Here is a 17,538-nt window from a genome sequence, read left to right as displayed (position 1 = left end):
GGCCGACTTCACTGTCCCTCAACCCCATGATGAAACGCTGGACCCTCCTCGCGTCTGTCCTCTCGCTTTGCGCCCTGCTCGCTGCCGGTTGCTCCACGTTCGACGAACAACAGCGCGAATGGATCTTTCAACCCAGCGACCGCAGCTGGGGCAACACCGCCACCATGACCCAGGGCATGGAGGACGTCTGGATCGATTTCCAGTCCTCCATCACCGGCGAACCCGCGCGCCTGCATGGCCTGTGGCTGGGCGGCGCCCCCGAAACCACTGAAACCCCCGTGCTGCTGTACCTGCACGGCGCGCGTTACAACGTGGCCGGCTCGGCACCGCGCATCCAACGCATGCATGAGCTGGGCTTCTCGGTGCTGGCCATCGACTACCGCGGCTTCGGCAAGAGCTCCAAGGGCCTGCCCTCGGAAGAATCGGCCCGCGAAGACGCCCGCGCCGCCTGGACCTGGCTGGCCGCGCGCCACCCCAGGCAGCATCGCTATATCTTCGGCCACTCGCTGGGCGGCGCCATCGGCATCGACCTGGCGGCGCATGTGAACGACGAGAGCGGCACCATCGTGGAGAGCACCTTCAGCTCCATCGCCGACGTGGTCAGCAGCTTCAAGTGGGGCTGGCTGCCGCTGGGCCCCTTCATCACGCAGCGCTTCGAGGCCATCAACACCGTCAAGGACATCGGCGCGCCGCTGCTGGTGGTGCATGGCACGGCCGACAGCCTGATCAACCCGACGCTGGGGCGCAAGCTCTATGACGCGGCCACCGTGCCCAAGCAGTTCGTTCTGGTGGAAGGCGGCTCGCACCACAACACCAATTCGGTCGGCGAGGCGCAGTACCGCGCGGCGCTGACGCAACTGTTCCGCATGAAGCCCGACAACATGGTGGCGCGCAACCAGCCCAAGCTGTCGCCGCCCGCGCTTGCCCTGCCGCTGCCGCCCGCGATGGCGCCGCAGGACGTGCGCGGCGAGGCGCGCGCGAGCAGCGTACCCGCGGCGATCTAGGTTTCAGGTTCGACCGGTCCGTGCCCGAGGGCACGGACCTTCACCACCGTTCGGCGAGCGGCCTCGACCTCAAGCCAGATTGAAAGGCAATTGCCGCAAAGGCTTGCCCGTCAACTGCGCAATGGCATTGGCGAACGCGGGTGCCAGCGGCGGCAACCCCGGCTCCCCCATCCCCTTGGGCGCATCGGCGCTGGGCACGATATGGATGTCGAACTCCGGCACCTGCGTGATGCGGGCCACGGTGAAGTCGCCGAAGTTGCCCTGCTGCACGACACCGTCCTTCAGCGTGATCGCACTGCCGGAAAGACAGGTCGACAGCCCCATCACCGCCGCGCCCTGCACCTGCGCTTCCACGCTGCGCGGGTTGACGACCAGGTTGCAGTGCACGCCGCTGGTCACGCGGTGCAGCACCGGCTGGCCGTCCTTGACCGAGGCTTCCACCACATAGGCCACCACCGATTCGAAGGACTCGTGCACCGCCACGCCCCAGGCACGGCCGTCCGCCAGCTTCTTCTTGCCGTAGCCGCTCTTGTCCACGGCCAGCTGCAGCGCGGCGCGATGGCGCGGGTGCTTGTCGCCGAAGAGCTGCATGCGATAGGCGACCGGGTCCTGCTTCGTGCTGCGGGCGATCTCGTCGATCAGCGTCTCCATCACGAAGGCGGTGTGGGTCGAGCCCACGCTGCGCCACCACAGCACCGGCACATTGACCTGCGGGTGGTGCACTGTCAGGCGCATCGGCACCGGGTACGGGTCGCGCATGCCCTCCACCGCCGTGGCGTCGATGCCGTCCTTCACCATCATGCCGGCGAACACCGTGCCCGCGGTGATGGACTGGCCCACGATGACGTGGTCCCACGCGAGGATCTTGCCGCGCTCGTCGAAGCCGATGCTTGCGCGGTGCAGGTGCATCGGGCGGTAGTAGCCGCCCTTCATGTCGTCCTCGCGGCTCCACAGCAGGCGCACGGGTGCGTCGAGGCCGGCGGCGCGCGTGGCCTTGGCGATCTCGCAGGCCTCGACCACGAAGTCGCTGCTGGGTGCGAAGCGCCGGCCGAAGCCGCCGCCCGCCATCTGCACGTTCACCTTCACCTGAGCGGGATCGAGCTTCAGCGTGCGCGCCGCAGCCTGCCCGTCGGAGTCGACGGACTGGGTGCCGATCCACAGCTCGGCGCGGCCGTCCGACAGCTTCACCGTGCAGTTCATCGGCTCCATCGGCGCATGCGCCAGGTACGGAAACACGAACTCGGCCTCGAGCTTGCGCGGCGCATTGGCCAGCGGCGCCATGTCGGCGTCGAACTTGCGGTTGCCGGGGCGGCCGGCCAGCTCTCGGTACTGGACCAGCTGCTTGTCGCTATCCACCTTCTCCACCGCGGCCGTGTTCCATTGCAGCTTCAGCGCGTCGCGGCCCAGCTTGGCCGGCCAATAGCCGTCGGCCACCACCGCCACGCCTTCGGCGCCTCGGTCCAGCGGGATGCGCACCACGGCCTTCACGCCCTTGACGGCGCGCGCGGCGCTGTCGTCCACCGAGGACAGGCGAGCGCCGAACACCGGTGGGTGCGCGACCACCGCCGTCAACTGGCCGGGTTGCTTCACATCGATGCCGAAATCCTGCTTCCCGCTGCTCTTGGCGCGCGCATCGAGGCGCGTGGTCGCGCGACCGATGATGCGGAAGTCCTTCGGGTCCTTCAGCACGACCTTCTCGGGCACCGGCAGGGCCATGGCCGCTTCGGCCAACTCGCCGTAACCCAGCTTGCGGCCGCCCGGACCGATCACCGTACCGGCCTGCGTGCGCAGCGTGGCGACGTCGACCTTCCAGCGCGCCGCCGCGGCCGACATCAGCATGGCCCGGGCGCGCGCGCCCAGTTCGCGGTACTGCGTGAAGCTGTTCTTGATCGTGTTCGAGCCACCGGTCAGGTGGATGCCGAAGAGCGGATCGGCGTACGCGGCATCGTTGGTGCCGCTGCGGCTGCGCACCAGGGACCAGTCGGCGTCCAGCTCCTCGGCGAGGATCATCGGCAGGCCGGTCTGCACGCCCTGGCCGAACTCGAGGCGGTTGATGGTCACCATGACTTCGCCGTTGGGCGCGATCTGCACGAAGGCCGAAGGTTGCTGCGTCGGCTTGAGGCCACCGGCTGCCGGCTTGGCGCCGTCGGCCTGCGCCATGGCCAGATGAGGAAAGGCGCCGAGCACGAGGCCGCCGGCGCCGGCCATCTTCAGGAAGCTGCGTCGCGGCAGCGTGGCCGCCTCGTCGGCCCCATCGGTCGGGGGCTGGGCCATCAGGCGCTGCAGCGCGCGCGGCAATTCGTCGTAGTTGATGTTGGGCAACATGGTGGCGGCTCCTTAGGCGAGGTTGCGGGCCGCATCGGCCACGGCGGCGCGAATGCGCACATAGGTGCCACATCGGCAGATGTTGCCGGCCATGGCCGAATCGATCTCGTCCACGCTGGGCTGCTTGCCCTTGGGCAGCGACTTGAGGAATGCCGTTGCGCTCATGATCTGGCCGCTCTGGCAGTAGCCGCACTGCGCCACGTCGTGCTTGACCCACGCGGCGTGCACGGATGCACCGACGGGGTCGCTGCCATCGGTGGCGGCTTCGATGGTGGTGATCTTCTTGCCTTCTGCGGCGGAGATGGGCGTGATGCACGAACGGATCGCCTGGCCGTCCATGTGCACGGTGCAGGCGCCGCACAGCGCGGCGCCGCAGCCGAACTTGGTGCCGGTCATGCCCAGCGTGTCGCGCAGGGCCCAGAGGATGGGGGTGCCGGGGTCGGCATCGACCGCATGTTCGCGGCCATTGACGTGGAGCGTGCTCATGTTCTTTTTCTCCGTGGGTGGGTTGTTGAAATGATCTGGTTCACTTGGCGCCGTCGAGCAGCCATTGCGCGAGCGCCTGCAGGTCCGCATCAGGGACCTGGGCCTGCGGGGGCATCGGCATCGCGCCCCACTTGCCCGAACTGCCGGCCTTGATGCTTGCGGCCAGTTGCGCGGCCGTGCCCTTGCCCTCGCCGTACTTCGCGCCGATGTCTTTCCACGACGGACCCACCACCTTGGTGGCGGGCTGGTGGCAAGCGACGCACGAATACTTCTGCGCGAGCGCCAGGCTCGCGGCGGCGTGCTGCGGCCAGATGGCGCCTGCGCCAAGGCCCAGGACCATCGCGAGGGACGCGGTGATGGAGGCGGTCTTTTCTGTTTTCATCGTGGGATCGTGGAAAAAAGGGAGTTGTCTGAATCGACGGATGGCCCTCGGCGCATGACACCGCACGCAGGCCCGCCCATCGCGGGCCAGTGTCGGGTGAAGACCCTCCGGCCGTTTGCCCAATCCGCGCGTGTTCTTGCCTGAAACAACGAAACTGCGCCGGAAACGCATGGCGACCGAAAGGCGCCAGCTAGACTTTTTTCGTTGACGTCATTCAAAAGGATTCAGATGAAAGCGGAAGCGGTACATCCGGCGAAGCAGGAAGGATCGAGCGTCCTGAACGACCTGGCACGGGCCGTCGAGCGCATTGCACAGAGCGACGGCGACCACCTCACCGCCATTCCCGAACTCTCGCTGCACCGCCGCAGCGCCACGACCGATCCGATGCATTGCCTCTACGGCTTCGGTGTCGGCATCACCGTGAGCGGGCAGAAGCGGGTGGCGCTCGGCGAGGAGGTGTTCGACTATTCGGCGGGCCAATCGCTGCTGACGACGGCCGATCTTCCGGTCGTGACGCACATCACCCACGCGAGCACCGCGCAGCCCTTCATGGGCCTCATGCTCCGGCTCGATCCGCGCGCCATCGTGCAGGCGGCGGCCGAGATGGCTCTGCCCCAGCCGGGCAAGGACTTCAGCTACCGCGCCATGTCGCTCGGCGATCTCGATGCGACGCTGCTGAGCGCGGTGACGCGGCTCATCGAACTGCTCCACGAGCCCCGGCTGCTCCCGCAGCTCGCGCCGCTGCTGCAGCAGGAGATCCTGGTGCGGCTGCTCGCCGGGCGCCATGGCCCGCAACTGCAGCGCCTCGTGGCGGTCGGCTCGCCGAGCCAGCAGGTGGTGCAGAGCATGGCCTGGCTCGAGATGAATTTCACGCAGCCTGTGCTCGCGGACGACCTGGCCGCCTCCGTGCACATGAGCCCCTCGACCTTCCGACAGCACTTTCGCGCCGTGGCGGGCATGAGCCCGATGCAGTACCTGAAGCAATTGCGCCTGCAGGAAGCGCGGCAGCTGATGCTGAACCAGGGCATCGACGCCGGCACCGCGGGCGTGCGGGTGGGCTACGAGAGCGCCTCGCAGTTCAGCCGCGAGTACGCGCGCCTCTTCGGCGCGCCGCCGCTGCGCGATATCCGGCGGATGCGCGAAACGACCTGAGCTGCCGGGGCCATCCGCGCCCCTGCGCCGACCGGCACGCGCCATTTGCTACCCTCGGCGCACCATGTTTCCCAGTTCCGCACCGGCCGCCGAGGCCGCTCCCCCGGCAACGGCCGCCGCTGCGTCCTCCGGTCCGCCGCGCTACGTGGCGCTCGCCGGTCCCACCGCCTCGGGCAAGACAGCTGCCGCATTGGCGCTTGCGCGGCTGCAGCCGGTGGAAATCGTCTCGGTCGATTCCGCGCTCGTCTATCGCGGCATGGACATCGGCACGGCCAAGCCCACCGCGGCCGAACAAGCGGCCGTTCCCCATCATCTGATCGACATCCTTGACGCGCGCGAGAGCTACAGCGCCGCCGCCTTCGTGGCCGATGCGACGCGGCTGATCGACGAGATCCGCGCGCGCGGCGCGCTGCCGCTGCTGGTGGGCGGCACGATGCTGTATTTCAAGGCGCTGTTCGACGGCATCGACGCGATGCCTGCAGCCGATGCCGCGGTGCGCGCACGCATCGATGCGCAAGCCGCCGAGTTGGGCTGGCCCGCGATGCATGCGCGGCTCGCCGAAGTCGACCCCGTGACGGCCACGCGCCTCGCGCCGCAAGACAGCCAGCGCATCCAGCGCGCGCTCGAAGTGTGGGAAAGCAGCGGCCAGCCGCTGTCGAGCTTTCATGCGAGCGACAACAAGACCGCCAAGGCTGTGGACGGCGGCGTGCTCTTCTCGCTCGAACCCACCGAGCGCGCGTGGCTCCATGCACGCATCGCCGACCGTTTCGACGCGATGCTCGCCGCGGGCTTTCTCGATGAAGTGAAGGCGCTGCGCGCGCGCGGCGATCTCTCGACCGCCCTGCCTTCGATGCGCTGCGTCGGCTACCGGCAGGCGTGGGAAATGCTCGATGCCTGCGGCACGTCGGCACCCGATGCCAGGGCCATGGATGATCTGCGCGATCGCGGCATCGCCGCCACGCGCCAACTCGCCAAGCGGCAGATCACCTGGCTGCGCAGCATGCCGCAGCGCACCGTGATCGCCTGCGACGCGCCCGACGCGGTGCAAACCGCCGTTCAACTGATTTCAAAGACCACCCGACCCGGATGACGCTCCGTATTTCCAACCTCGGCAAGCACTACGGCGAAGCGCCGGTCTTCGAGAACGTGACGCTGGAAGTCCAGCCCGGCGAGTTCGTCGCCATCGTGGGCGAATCGGGCGTGGGCAAGTCGACGCTGCTCAACTGCATGGCCGGCCTGGACAGCTGGGACCAGGGCACGGTGACGCACGACGGCACCGACATCGGCGCGCTCGACGGCGAAGCCTGCGCGCTCTGGCGGCGCAAGCACGTCGGCTTCGTGTTCCAGGCCTTCCATGTGCTGCCGCATCTCGATGTGGCGCAGAACGTGTCCCTGCCGCTGATGCTGCTGGGCGAGAAGAAAAAAGACGATGGCCGCGTCGCGCACATGCTCGATGCGGTCGGGCTGCCCGGCATGGGCGCGCGGCTGCCGCAGACGCTCTCGGGCGGCCAGCTGCAGCGTGTGGCGATCGCCCGCGCGCTGGTCCATCGGCCCGCGCTGCTGCTCGCCGACGAGCCCACGGGCAATCTCGACCCGACGACTGCGGCGAAGGTGATGGAACTCCTGATCGGCCAGACGCGCGAGCACGGCGCCTCGCTGGTGCTGGTGACGCACTCCGAAAGCGCAGCCGCCCGTGCGGACCGCCTGCTGCACCTGACGGCAGCAGGCATCCGCGCCTGAGGCAACTTACGCGAGCAGCGCCGCGTAGCGCGACAGGTCGACGTTGCCGCCGCTGATCACGATGCCCACGCGCTGACCGGCGATCGCCTTGCCCGCCGCAATGGCGCCCGCGAAGGCGAGGCACCCCGTCGGCTCCACCACCATCTTCATGCGCTCGGCGAAGAAGCGCATCGCCTCGACGAGCTGGTCGTCGGTCACGGTGAAGATGTCGTCCACGTCGCGCCGGATGATCCCGAACGTGTACTCGCCCAGATGCTGCGTCTGCGCGCCATCGGCGATGGTCTTGGGCGTTTCGATGTGCACGATCTTCCCCGTGCGGAACGACTGTTGCCCGTCATTGCCCGCCTCGGGCTCCACGCCGTAGACCTTGCAATCGGGCGACAGCGCCCGCGCCGACAGCGCCGAGCCCGACAGCAGCCCGCCGCCGCCCAGGCACACGAACAGGTGGTCGAGCGGACCTGTCTCCTCGATGAGTTCCTTCACCGCCGTGCCCTGGCCCGAGAGCACATCGGGATGGTCGTACGGCGGAATCATCGTCATGCCGCGCTCCTGCGCGAGCCGCTTCGTGAGCGCCTCGCGGTCTTCGGTGAAGCGGTCGTACATCACCACTTCGGCGCCGTAGCCCTGCGTGGCCGCAACCTTGGCGGCCGGCGCGTCCTTGGGCATAACGATCACGGCCGGCATCGACAGGAGCCGCGCCGACAGCGCGATGGCCTGTGCATGGTTGCCCGACGAGAAAGCGATGACGCCGCCCTTGCGCTGCGCCGCATCGAATCTGGAGAGTGCGTTGAACGCGCCGCGGAACTTGAATGCGCCCATGCGCTGGAAGTTCTCGCACTTGAAGAAGAACTGCGCGCCCCAGCGCTCATTGGCGGTGGTCGATTGCAGCACCGGCGTGCGATGGGCATGGCCTTCGAGCCGCGCGGCCGCGGCAGTGACGTCGTCGTAGGTAGGGAGTTGCATGGGTCGAGCTTAGCGAAGGCTTACGTTTTTTTGCAGCCCTCGTCGGTAAAAACCCGGGATACGCGGCGACCCGGATTTTCGTACTCTGTATACAGAGTTCAAAGAAAGCCGCCCATGCCCGCCCAGCTCGTCAGCATAGAAGTTGCCCCCGACCTCGTGGACCAGGTCTACCGCGCCCTGCTCGGCGCCATCAGCAGCGGCTCGCTCGCGCCGGGCGAGCGCATCACGCAGGAAGACATCGCACAGCGCCTGTCGGTGTCGCGCCAGCCGGTACTGCAGGCGCTGCGCCTCCTGAAGAAAGACGGCTTCGTGCACGACGCGCCCGGCCGCGGCGTGCTGGTGGCGCCGCTCGATGCGGAGGGCATGCGCCAGATCTACCAGGTGCGCGGCGTGCTCGACGTGCTGGCTGCGCGGCTTGCGGCGCAGAAGCGTTTTCGCATCGACCCCAAGCTCATGGAGCGCGGCCGGCGCGCCGCGCGCGGGCGCAATGTCGAAGCCATGATCGATGCCGACGTGGCCTTTCACCGCGCGATCTACGACGCCTCGGGCAACCCGCTGATCGGCCAGAGCGCCGACCCGCACTGGCGGCACCTGCGCCGCGCGATGGGCGCGGTGCTGCAGGCCGAGCCCCAGCGCGAATCGCTGTGGGACGAGCACGAAGCCATCGCCGACGCCATTGCCGCAGGCAATGCAGACCGCGCCGCGCGCCTGAGTGAAGAACACGTCGCGCAGGCCAGCGAGGCACTGGCCCGGCGCCTGACCGAGCAGCAGGCCCGCAACGCACCCGACACCCCCACCCACAAAGGAGACAAGGCATGAAGTTGACCCCCGAGCAACGCGCGCAGTTCGAGCGCGACGGCTACCTGTTCTTCCCCGGCCATTTCTCGCCCGAAGAGACGAAGACGCTGACCGATGCGGTGCCCGACCTCTACAGCAAGCGCGAGGCCTTCAATGTGCGCGAGAAAGGCTCCGACGCCGTGCGCACGAACTTCGCCGCGCACCTGATCAGCGAGCCCTTCGCCCGGCTCGCGCGACATCCGCGCATGGTCGGCCCGGTGATGGACCTCTTCGAGGAAGAGGTCTACATGCACCAGTTCAAGATCAACGGAAAGATGGCCTTCGAAGGCCAGGTGTGGCAATGGCACCAGGACTACGGCACCTGGCTCAACGACGACCTGATGCCCACCGAGCGCGCAATGAACGTCGCGATTTTTCTGGACGAGGTGAACGAGCACAACGGCCCGCTGATGTTCATTCCGGGCAGCCACCGCAAGGGCGTGGTCGATGCCAAGCACGACCTCACCACTACCAGCTATCCGCTCTGGACCGTGGACAACGACCTCATCGCACAGCTCGTGGACCGCGCCGGCGGCAAGGATGGCGGCATCGTCTCGCCCAAGGGCCCGGCCGGTTCGATGATCCTGTTCCACAGCTGCCTCGTGCATGCCTCGGGCAGCAACCTCTCGCCCTTCAACCGCGTGGCGGTGTACCTGAGCCTGTGCGCCGTCAGCAACCACATCCGCCGCCACAAGCGGCCCGAGTACATCGCGCACCGCGACTTCACACCCATCGAGATGCTGCCCGACGACTGCCTGCTCAAGTCCTACCCCGTCGACGTACCGTGGAAGCACGGCCTGCCCGAGAGCGCGCTGAAGACCTCGCTCGACGTGCTGGACACCGCGGAGGCCTGACCCCATGAGCCTCTACACCCGCCTGCAGCAGCGCGCCGCCGAAGGCCGCCCCATCCGCATCGGCCTCATCGGCGCCGGCAAGTTCGGCTCGATGTACCTCGCGCAGATCCCGCGCACGCCCGGCGTGCAACTGGTGGCGATTGCCGACCTCTCGCCCGATGCGGCGCGCGTCAACCTCGGGCGCGTCGGCTGGAAGCCCGAGCGCACCGCCGCAAGCTCGGTGCAGGAGGCATTGAAGACCGGCGCCACCTGGATCACCGACGACTGGCAGGCGGTGACGCGCGAGCCCTCCATCGACATCGTGGTCGAGTGCACCGGGCACCCGGTCGCCGCCGTCGATCACTGCCTCGACGCCTTCGCGCACGGCAAGCACGTGGTCAACGTGACGGTCGAGGCCGACGCCTTCTGCGGCCCGCTGCTCGCGCACAAGGCGCAGCAAGCCGGCGTGATCTATTCGCTGGCCTTCGGCGACCAGCCGGCGCTCATCTGCGATCTGGTGGATTGGGCGCGCACCTGCGGCTTCCCCGTGGTCGCGGCCGGGCGCGGCCACAAGTGGCTGCCGCACTTCACCGAATCGACGCCCGAGACCGTATGGGGCAACTACGGCCTCACGCCCGAGCAGGCGCTGCGCGGCGGGCTCAATCCGAAGATGTTCAACAGCTTTCTCGACGGCTCCAAGCCGTCGATAGAAAGCTCGGCGGTGGCCAACGCCACCGGGCTGACCGTGCCGTCGGATGGCCTCCTCTACCCGCCCGCGAGCGTGGAAGACATTCCCTTCGTCACCCGCCCCAAGAGCGAAGGCGGCGTGCTGGAGCGCAAAGGCATGGTCGAGGTGATCTCCTCGCTTGAAGCCGATGGCAGAAAGATTCCCTACGACATCCGCATGGGCGTGTGGGTCACCGTCGAGGCCGAGACCGACTACATCAAGAACTGCTTCGAGGAATACAACGCCCACACCGACCCGAGCGGTCGCTACTTCACGCTCTACAAGCGCTGGCACCTCATCGGCCTGGAAGTCGGCATGTCGGTCGCGAGCGTGGCGCTGCGCGGCGAAGCGACCGGCGTCGCCACCTGCTGGAACGCCGACGTGGTCGCCACCGCCAAGCGCGATCTCGCGGCGGGCGAAATGCTCGATGGCGAAGGCGGCTACACCGTGTGGGGCAAGCTGCTGCCGGCCGAGCGCTCGCTGCGCCTGGGCGGCCTGCCGCTCGGGCTGGCGCACAACGTGAAGCTCGTGCGCCCCGTGAAGAAGGGCCAGAGCCTCAGTTGGGCCGACGTGGCGATCGACACTTCGACCGCTGCCTACAAGCTGCGCAGCGAGATGGAAAGCATGTTCTCTGCGGCCGTCCAAACGAAGGCAGCCTAAAGCGGTACCAGCCGAAAGGAGTAGGTAGCGCAACCGTTGCGCCAAACGAATTTCGCGTAAAAAATAATCTGCACGACACGGACCTTCCGTGTCGAAATGACCGGCTGCGGGCCGTCATTGTGGTGAGCGATCTTGCTCAGCAAGCTTTTCCTTCACGGAGAGACACCATGCAGTACATGTTGATGTTCTATCAGCCCGCGGCCGAATTCGAACAGCGCGAGGACGCGCGGCCGGACTTCAAAGCCACAGCGGCGACATCCCCGTGAACGACCCGGCGGCTCATCAGGCCGCCGAAAAGGCGGCGCGCGAGTCGTACGGCCGGCTGCTGGCGATCCTGTCGGCGCGCACGCACGACATCGCCGCCTCCGAAGACGCGCTCGCCGACGCCTTCGCGCGCGCGCTCGAACGCTGGCCGGCCGACGGCATTCCGGTGCAACCCGATGCGTGGCTCCTGAGCGTGGCGCGGCACCGCAAGCTGGACGCCTGGCGCCACACCCGCGTGCAGGACCAGGCCACCCAGACCCTGCTGCTGCTGGCCGGCGAGATGGACGAAGCCAGCGCCGAAGGCACCGCCGTGCCCGACGAGCGGCTGCGCCTGCTCTTCGTCTGCGCGCACCCGGCCATCGACGCGGCGGCCCGCGCGCCGCTGATGCTGCAGACCGTGCTCGGCCTGGACGCGGCGCGCATGGCCGGCGCCTTTCTCACCGCGGCCTCCACGCTCGGCCAGCGGCTGGTGCGGGCCAAGGCGCGCATCCGCGCGGCGGGCATTCCCTTCGAATATCCGGAGGCGCGCGACCTGCCGCAGCGGCTGCAGGACGTGCTCGACGGCATCTACGCCGCCTACGGCACCGGCTGGGACGACGTCGACGGCGCCGATGCGCTGCCGCGCGGCCTCACATCCGAAGCTATCGACCTCGGCCGCATCCTCTGCCGCCTGATGCCGAACGAACCCGAGCCGCTGGGCCTGCTCGCGCTGATGCTTTTCTGCGAGAGCCGCGCCGCGGCCCGGCGCAGCGAGACCGGCGCCTACGTGCCGCTCGACCGGCAGGACACCTTGCGCTGGGACCCCGACCTGCTCGCGGAGGCCGAGCGGTGCTTGCGGCTCGCCTCGGAGATGAAGTCCCTCGGCGCGTACCAACTGGAGGCGGCCATCCAATCGGCCCATTGCGAACGCCGCGTGGGCGCGCCGGTGGCGCCCGAGGTGCTGGTGTCGCTGTACGAGGGCCTGCTGGCCCTGCGGCCCAGCATCGGCGCGCAGGTGAGCCGTGCCTGTGCGCTTGCGAATGCGCGCGGGCCCGAGATCGGGTTGCGGGCGCTGGAGGCCATTCCGTCGGACGAGGTGGCGAGCTACCAGCCGTTCTGGGCGGCGCGCGCGCACCTGCTGGCGGCGGGCGGTGCGCGTGCGGCGGCGCGGCAGGCCTACGACCGAGCGATCGGGCTGAGTGCGAATGCGGCGGTGCGGGCGTATCTCGACGGGATGTCGCAGCGGCTTTGAGCGACGCGTCTCTTGTCTCTTATTCCTGCGGCACGGCGGCAGCCTCGCCCACCCGCCGCCCTTCGAGCTGGCTGCCCCCCTGCGCCAGCGTCACCCCCACCACCGCATTGCCAGCGCCCCGCTGAAACACGATCTGCGCACCGATGGTGGCCACCGAGAAGCGGTCGGTGCCCGTCGGCGTGAGCGCGTTGTAGCCGCGCCCCGTCTCGCGTACCAGCAGGCGCCCGTTGCGCACCGTGAAGCCCAGGCCTTTGGTCTTGCTGATGCGGTACTCGCCCTTGTAGTCCTCCAGCCGCTTCGGATCGACCGGCACTTCCGTCGTCGACACCGGGTAGCGGTTCTTGCCGATCGCCAGCATCACCGGCTGCAGCGGCGCGCGCGCATTGCTGCTGAGCACGATCAGCGCCTCGCCGGTGTCGGGCGCAAGAAGCCACAAGGTGCGATAGCCCTCGGTGAGGCCCGCGTGGTAATAGGTGCGGCGCCCACCCTCGGGGCCGCGCACCATCACCGCGTAGCCGATCTCGGCGCCGTCGTAGCGCGCCAGCGGCGTGAGCATGCGCGCGGCGGCCGGGCCCAGCGGGCCGCTCGCGCCGGCGAGGACCGCGCGGCTGAAGGTCATCATGTCGGCGGCCGTGGAGCGCAGCGCACTGGCCGGCGCGTAGGCGATCATGTCCAGCAGCGGCTGTCGGCGGTCGCCGGCGAAGGCTGGGGCCATGCGCGAGGCCTTGTCGCCGAGGGGAATCACGGTGTCGTTCATGCCCAGCGGCTCGGTGATGCGCGCGCGCACCAGCTCGCCCCATGAGGTGTTGTAGCGCTCGGCCAGCAGTTGCCCGAGCAGCGCCATGCCGAAGTTGCTGTACGCGGCTTCGCAAGGCGCCGCCAGCGCGGTGAGCTTGATGCGCGAGAGCGAGGCCCAGAACATCGGTTTGTCGAAGGTGCGCAGCTGCTCGGCCAGCGGCGCGCCGCCCGTCACGCCATCGGCCATCACGGGCATGCAGCCCGTGTGCGTGACGAGCTGCTTCAGCGTCACCGCGGCCGCCGCCGGCGGCACGCCCTGAACTTTGCCCGCGAGCACCTTGCCCACGGTGTCGTCGAGCTTGAGGTCGCCGCGCTCCACCGCCTGCGCCAGCAGGAGGCCGGTGAAGACCTTGGTGACCGAGCCGATCTCGAACATCGGCTGCTCGGCGCTGTTGGGCTCGACGGGGCGCGGGGGCGAGAGCGGCTCGGGGTTGTAGGCCGCGCCGTACGAGGCCTTGCCGTTGCGCAACAGGCCGATGACGAGCGTTCCGCGCTCGGCACCGAGCGCGGCCTTGGCCAGCACGGCTGGGTCGCTCGCCAAGGACAGCGGCGGCGGCAACTGCTGTGGCGGCTGCGGCGGCTGGAGCTGCGCGGCCGCGCTGCCGGCCAGCAGCGGGGCAAGAAGCCAGGCCGCAAACCAGCGGCGGCGCATCACCGGGAACATGTCTGTGGACAAGGCTGGGGGCAGGAGCCGCATCGTCGAATTCCTCGGGGCATCGTCATCGAAGGAGGTGCCATCGTGCCATGCGGATGTAACACGCGCCCAAGGCCACAATCGGCGCATGCGTGCATTGCTCACCACCTTCTCCTGGCAGGAACTGCGCCACCACCCCTGGCGCAACGCGGCGGCCGTGCTGGCCGTGATGCTGGGCGTGGCGCTCGCGTTTTCGGTGCAGCTCATCAACGCCTCGGCGCTCGACGAGTTTTCCAGCGCGGTGCGCTCGGTCAACGGCCAGCCCGACCTCGAAGTGCGCGCCGTGCAGGGCGGCTTCGACGAGGCCGTATTCGCACAGCTGGCCCGCCATCCACAGGTGACACTCGCGAGCCCGGTGCTCGAATCCCAGGGCCTGGCGCTGGCCAGCGGCGAACGGCAGGTGCCGATGCGCGTGATCGGCGTCGATGCGCTGGTGCTCCCCACCATCGCGCCCGCGCTGATGCCACAGCCCGCAGCGGGTGCGGACCGCTTCGCGCTCTTCGCGCCGGGCCATGTGTTCCTCAATGCCGCGGCTCGCAGCGTGTTGAGCCTGCCGGCGCAAGCCAGCGGCGACGCCACCGAGACGGTGCAGCTGCGCAGCGGCGCCGCTTGGCATCGACTCGACGTGGCAGGCCACGTCGCCGCCAGCGGCACGGCGCTCGCGGTGATGGACATCGCGGCCGCGCAAGATCTGTTCGACCAGGTCGGCCGCCTCAGCCGCATCGACCTGCGGCTCGCTCCCGGCACCGACCGCGCGGCCTTCATCGATGCGCTGCAGAAGTCCCCCGGCTGGCCCGCGGGCGTGCAGTTCGCGGAACCCGGCGATGCGGCCGAGCGCGTGAGCAATCTCTCGCGCGCCTACCGCGTCAACCTCACGGTGCTGGCGCTGGTGGCGCTGTTCACGGGGGCGTTCCTGGTGTTCTCGGTGCTGGCGTTGAGCGTGGCCAAGCGCGCGCAGCAGTTCGCGCTGCTCGGCGTGCTCGGCCTCACGCCGCGCGAACGGCTGCGGCTGGTGCTGGCCGAATCGCTGGTGCTGGGCGTGATCGGCAGCGCCGCCGGCCTTGCGCTCGGCACCGCGCTCGCGGCCTTCGCGCTGCGGGTGCTGGGCGGCGACCTGGGTGGCGGCTATTTCGAAGGCGTCGCGCCCAAGCTGCACTGGAGCGGCGGCGCGGCGCTGCTGTATGGCGGACTCGGCGTGGCGGCCGCACTGGTGGGCGGCTGGTGGCCCGCGCGCGCTGCGCAGGCGCTGCCGGAAGCCCAGACGCTCAAGGGCCTGGGCGCCGCGCCCACGCAGAGCCGCAGCCACTGGCTCGCGCTCGGGCTGATTGCGCTCAGCGCGGCGCTGGCGAACATTCCGGCCATCGGCGGGATTCCGGTGGCGGCGTACCTCTCGGTGGCGTGCCTGCTGGTGGGCGGCATCACCGCCCTGCCCTGGCTGATCGCGCTGCTGTACGACCGCATCGCGCCGGTGTTCGCGCAGCTCGTGCTGCCGATGCTGGCCATCGAGCGCGCACGCCGCATGCGCGGCACGGCGGCCGTGGCGGTGAGCGGCGTGGTCGCGAGCCTGAGCCTGGCCGTGGCGCTCACGGTGATGGTCGCGAGCTTTCGCGATTCGGTGACGCACTGGCTCGACGTGGTGCTGCCGGCCGACCTGTACGTGCGCGCCACCTCAGGCGGCCGTGGCGGCAACAGCGGTGGCACGAGCAGCACCGACACGGCAACCTTCCCGCCCGCCTTCGTGCAGGCGCTGGCGCAACTGCCCGGCGTGGCGCGCACGGGCACGCTGCGCACGCAGTCATTGCAGCTCGATGCTTCGCAGCCGGCCGTGACGCTGATCGCGCGCAGCCTGGAAGGCAGCGCGTCGCAATCGCTGCCGCTGGTGGGATCGGCATTGCCCGTGCCTCCGGGGCAGATCGGCATCTACGTGAGCGAGCCGATGGTGGAGCTCTACGGCGCGAAGCCGGGCACGGCCTTCGCACCGCTGGCCGCCGCGCTGTCGGCCACCGCGCTCCCGACCAAAGTCGCGCACACCTATTTCGTGGCCGGAGTATGGCGCGACTACGCGCGGCAGTTCGGCGCGATCACGATGGATGCGCGCGACTACGTGCAGATCACCGGCCAGCACGACGTGAGCGACATCTCGCTGTGGCTCGCGCCGGGCGCATCCGATGGCGCCGTGCAGGCCGCCGTGCGCGCGCTCGCGGCACGCCAGGCAGACGGGTCGCCCGACTCGGTCGAGATCGCCTCGGTCGGGCAAATCCGCGCGACGTCGCTGCGCATCTTCGACCGCAGCTTCGCGGTAACCTACTGGCTGCAGGCCGTGGCCATCGCCATCGGCCTGTTCGGCATTGCCGCGAGCTTCAGTGCGCAGGTGCTCGCGCGGCGCAAGGAATTCGGGCTGCTCGCGCACCTGGGGTTCACACGGCGGCAGGTGCTGGCGGTGGTGGCGGGCGAAGGTGCGGCGTGGACGGCCATCGGCGCGGTGGCCGGGCTGGTGCTCGGGCTGGCCGTGTCGGTGGTGCTCGTGAAGGTGGTGAACCCGCAGAGCTTTCACTGGACGATGGACTTGCTGGTGCCGTGGGCGCGGTTGATTGCCCTGTGCGGCGCGGTGGTCGTGGCCGGCACCGTCACCGCGTGGCTGGCGGGGCGAGCCGCTGCGGGCAAGGATGTGGTGCTGGCGGTGAAAGAGGACTGGTAGCGCCCTCTTCCATCAACGTTCAGAGATTGGACGTTCCGTTCCAGTCGATCAGCCCAGTGCCGCTCCAGTGGCCGAAGGAGGTCAGGTCCATCTTGGGCTGCGCGATGCAACGCCAGATATCGATCATGTTCACGACGCGAATGTCGTCGAACACGATCACCGCATCGCGCGACAGGTTCAACGTGGCCAGGTTGACGAGGATGTCCGCTTCGGTACGCCCGTCCTTGGGCCCATCGACAAAGATCAGGTCGGCCGACTCGAACAGCGCGCGATGCGGCTCGATGCCGCCCGGCGTGGAGATGTCGTGCAGCACCTGCCGCACGCGGCCTCCTTCGAAGTCGGAAGCCGCGAGCCAGGTGTCGGGGAAGCTGTCCCATGCCAGCAGGTCGAAGGTGGTCAGGGTGCCCGAAGGCTGCAGGTCCTGCGCAAGCGCCAGCGTGCCCATGCCGGTGAAGGTGCCGATCTCGATCACCGTCTTCGGGTTCAGCGTTCGCACCAGCGCGGCCAGCAGCCGGTAGTGCTCGCCGGGCCAGGTGTCGAACCAGTGCGGCTCCTTCGACGCGCGGCCTTCGTAGATGGGCAATGCCACGTCCATCGCCTCCGAGCACGCCTTGAGGGCGATGTCCATCAGGCGCCGGCTGGGCCGGGCGGGCTCGTCATCCATGCTCGCGATGATCGAGACCTCCTTGTGGCGCGCGGGGAATTCGGCAAATTTCCGGTTGAGTTCGTCGACGGTCATGGCGC

15 protein-coding genes are annotated in these 17,538 nt (G+C 69.0%); 9 read left to right on the top strand and 6 right to left on the bottom strand.

Translation table 11 applies throughout. The features are described 5' to 3' along the window. Positions 1-26 precede the first annotated feature (26 nt). On the top strand, positions 27-1,004 hold the full coding sequence (locus ACSFA7_RS30450; RefSeq protein ID WP_435502801.1) for an alpha/beta hydrolase: 978 nt from the start codon (positions 27-29) through the stop codon (positions 1,002-1,004). 69 nt (positions 1,005-1,073) lie between these two features. On the opposite strand, the gene ACSFA7_RS30445 is transcribed toward ACSFA7_RS30450, so the two are convergent. From ACSFA7_RS30445 to ACSFA7_RS30435, 3 genes are read right to left on the bottom strand one after another with little or no spacing between them, the layout of a single operon-like run. Continuing rightward, positions 1,074-3,329, bottom strand: a complete 2,256-nt coding sequence (locus ACSFA7_RS30445) for a xanthine dehydrogenase family protein molybdopterin-binding subunit (protein WP_435502800.1) — start codon at positions 3,327-3,329, stop codon at positions 1,074-1,076. Positions 3,330-3,341: 12 nt separating this feature from the next. Then, on the bottom strand, positions 3,342-3,815 hold the full coding sequence (locus tag ACSFA7_RS30440) for a (2Fe-2S)-binding protein (protein ID WP_435502799.1): 474 nt from the start codon (positions 3,813-3,815) through the stop codon (positions 3,342-3,344). 40 nt (positions 3,816-3,855) lie between these two features. Next, positions 3,856-4,197 (bottom strand): c-type cytochrome, encoded by a 342-nt coding sequence (locus tag ACSFA7_RS30435; RefSeq protein ID WP_435502798.1) that lies wholly within the window; start codon positions 4,195-4,197, stop codon positions 3,856-3,858. A 228-nt stretch (positions 4,198-4,425) separates the two neighbouring features. Here ACSFA7_RS30435 and ACSFA7_RS30430 point away from each other — a divergent pair, with 228 nt between their 5' ends. From ACSFA7_RS30430 to ACSFA7_RS30420, 3 genes are all read left to right on the top strand, one after another. Further along, positions 4,426-5,349, top strand: coding sequence for an AraC family transcriptional regulator (locus tag ACSFA7_RS30430; RefSeq protein ID WP_435502797.1), 924 nt, complete (start codon positions 4,426-4,428; stop codon positions 5,347-5,349). Between the two features lie 64 nt (positions 5,350-5,413). Further along, positions 5,414-6,439 (top strand): tRNA (adenosine(37)-N6)-dimethylallyltransferase MiaA, encoded by a 1,026-nt coding sequence (gene miaA, locus ACSFA7_RS30425; RefSeq protein WP_435502796.1) that lies wholly within the window; start codon positions 5,414-5,416, stop codon positions 6,437-6,439. Then, positions 6,436-7,089 (top strand): ABC transporter ATP-binding protein, encoded by a 654-nt coding sequence (locus tag ACSFA7_RS30420; protein WP_435502795.1) that lies wholly within the window; start codon positions 6,436-6,438, stop codon positions 7,087-7,089. Before miaA ends, ACSFA7_RS30420 begins: the two co-directional genes overlap by 4 nt. A gap of 6 nt (positions 7,090-7,095) precedes the next feature. Here the strand turns inward: ACSFA7_RS30420 and ACSFA7_RS30415 are convergent, their stop codons facing one another. After that, a complete protein-coding gene (locus ACSFA7_RS30415) occupies positions 7,096-8,052 on the bottom strand; it encodes a threo-3-hydroxy-L-aspartate ammonia-lyase (RefSeq protein WP_435502794.1) in 957 nt (318 codons plus the stop codon). A 114-nt stretch (positions 8,053-8,166) separates the two neighbouring features. Here ACSFA7_RS30415 and ACSFA7_RS30410 point away from each other — a divergent pair, with 114 nt between their 5' ends. From ACSFA7_RS30410 to ACSFA7_RS30395, 4 genes are all read left to right on the top strand, one after another. Beyond that, positions 8,167-8,871 (top strand): GntR family transcriptional regulator, encoded by a 705-nt coding sequence (locus tag ACSFA7_RS30410; protein WP_435502793.1) that lies wholly within the window; start codon positions 8,167-8,169, stop codon positions 8,869-8,871. Beyond that, complete coding sequence (locus tag ACSFA7_RS30405) at positions 8,868-9,743, top strand: phytanoyl-CoA dioxygenase family protein (protein ID WP_435502792.1); 876 nt, start codon at positions 8,868-8,870, stop codon at positions 9,741-9,743. Before ACSFA7_RS30410 ends, ACSFA7_RS30405 begins: the two co-directional genes overlap by 4 nt. Before the next feature lie 4 nt (positions 9,744-9,747). After that, positions 9,748-11,109 (top strand): NAD(P)H-dependent oxidoreductase, encoded by a 1,362-nt coding sequence (locus tag ACSFA7_RS30400; protein WP_435502791.1) that lies wholly within the window; start codon positions 9,748-9,750, stop codon positions 11,107-11,109. 262 nt (positions 11,110-11,371) lie between these two features. Further along, positions 11,372-12,604, top strand: coding sequence for an RNA polymerase sigma factor (locus tag ACSFA7_RS30395; protein WP_435502790.1), 1,233 nt, complete (start codon positions 11,372-11,374; stop codon positions 12,602-12,604). 19 nt (positions 12,605-12,623) lie between these two features. Here ACSFA7_RS30395 and ACSFA7_RS30390 read toward each other — a convergent pair whose 3' ends face one another. Then, on the bottom strand, positions 12,624-14,099 hold the full coding sequence (locus ACSFA7_RS30390; protein WP_435502789.1) for a serine hydrolase domain-containing protein: 1,476 nt from the start codon (positions 14,097-14,099) through the stop codon (positions 12,624-12,626). 85 nt (positions 14,100-14,184) lie between these two features. On the opposite strand from ACSFA7_RS30390, the gene ACSFA7_RS30385 reads away from it, so the two are divergent. Beyond that, entirely contained in the window at positions 14,185-16,794 is a 2,610-nt protein-coding gene (locus tag ACSFA7_RS30385) for an FtsX-like permease family protein (protein ID WP_435502788.1), read from the top strand. Between the two features lie 19 nt (positions 16,795-16,813). Here ACSFA7_RS30385 and ACSFA7_RS30380 read toward each other — a convergent pair whose 3' ends face one another. Further along, positions 16,814-17,533, bottom strand: coding sequence for an O-methyltransferase (locus ACSFA7_RS30380; protein ID WP_435502787.1), 720 nt, complete (start codon positions 17,531-17,533; stop codon positions 16,814-16,816). Between the last annotated feature and the right edge of the window lie 5 nt (positions 17,534-17,538).

Origin of the sequence: Variovorax trehalosi, assembly GCF_051216415.1 — a bacterium.
In the GTDB taxonomy this organism is placed as follows: domain Bacteria; phylum Pseudomonadota; class Gammaproteobacteria; order Burkholderiales; family Burkholderiaceae_C; genus Variovorax.
The sequence above is the reverse complement of the archived record's forward strand: the minus strand, read 5'-3'. Positions and strand labels throughout refer to the sequence as shown.

What these genes read in the sequence shown, in the direction of transcription:
- ACSFA7_RS30450 (WP_435502801.1), top strand. Translation starts at nt 27, where the DNA reads ATGATGAAACGCTGGACCCTCCTCGCGTCTGTCCTCTCGCTTTGCGCC.
- ACSFA7_RS30445 (WP_435502800.1), bottom strand. Translation starts at nt 3,329, where the DNA reads ATGTTGCCCAACATCAACTACGACGAATTGCCGCGCGCGCTGCAGCGC.
- ACSFA7_RS30440 (WP_435502799.1), bottom strand. Translation starts at nt 3,815, where the DNA reads ATGAGCACGCTCCACGTCAATGGCCGCGAACATGCGGTCGATGCCGAC.
- ACSFA7_RS30435 (WP_435502798.1), bottom strand. Translation starts at nt 4,197, where the DNA reads ATGAAAACAGAAAAGACCGCCTCCATCACCGCGTCCCTCGCGATGGTC.
- ACSFA7_RS30430 (WP_435502797.1), top strand. Translation starts at nt 4,426, where the DNA reads ATGAAAGCGGAAGCGGTACATCCGGCGAAGCAGGAAGGATCGAGCGTC.
- miaA (WP_435502796.1), top strand. Translation starts at nt 5,414, where the DNA reads ATGTTTCCCAGTTCCGCACCGGCCGCCGAGGCCGCTCCCCCGGCAACG.
- ACSFA7_RS30420 (WP_435502795.1), top strand. Translation starts at nt 6,436, where the DNA reads ATGACGCTCCGTATTTCCAACCTCGGCAAGCACTACGGCGAAGCGCCG.
- ACSFA7_RS30415 (WP_435502794.1), bottom strand. Translation starts at nt 8,052, where the DNA reads ATGCAACTCCCTACCTACGACGACGTCACTGCCGCGGCCGCGCGGCTC.
- ACSFA7_RS30410 (WP_435502793.1), top strand. Translation starts at nt 8,167, where the DNA reads ATGCCCGCCCAGCTCGTCAGCATAGAAGTTGCCCCCGACCTCGTGGAC.
- ACSFA7_RS30405 (WP_435502792.1), top strand. Translation starts at nt 8,868, where the DNA reads ATGAAGTTGACCCCCGAGCAACGCGCGCAGTTCGAGCGCGACGGCTAC.
- ACSFA7_RS30400 (WP_435502791.1), top strand. Translation starts at nt 9,748, where the DNA reads ATGAGCCTCTACACCCGCCTGCAGCAGCGCGCCGCCGAAGGCCGCCCC.
- ACSFA7_RS30390 (WP_435502789.1), bottom strand. Translation starts at nt 14,099, where the DNA reads ATGCGGCTCCTGCCCCCAGCCTTGTCCACAGACATGTTCCCGGTGATG.
- ACSFA7_RS30385 (WP_435502788.1), top strand. Translation starts at nt 14,185, where the DNA reads ATGCGTGCATTGCTCACCACCTTCTCCTGGCAGGAACTGCGCCACCAC.
- ACSFA7_RS30380 (WP_435502787.1), bottom strand. Translation starts at nt 17,533, where the DNA reads ATGACCGTCGACGAACTCAACCGGAAATTTGCCGAATTCCCCGCGCGC.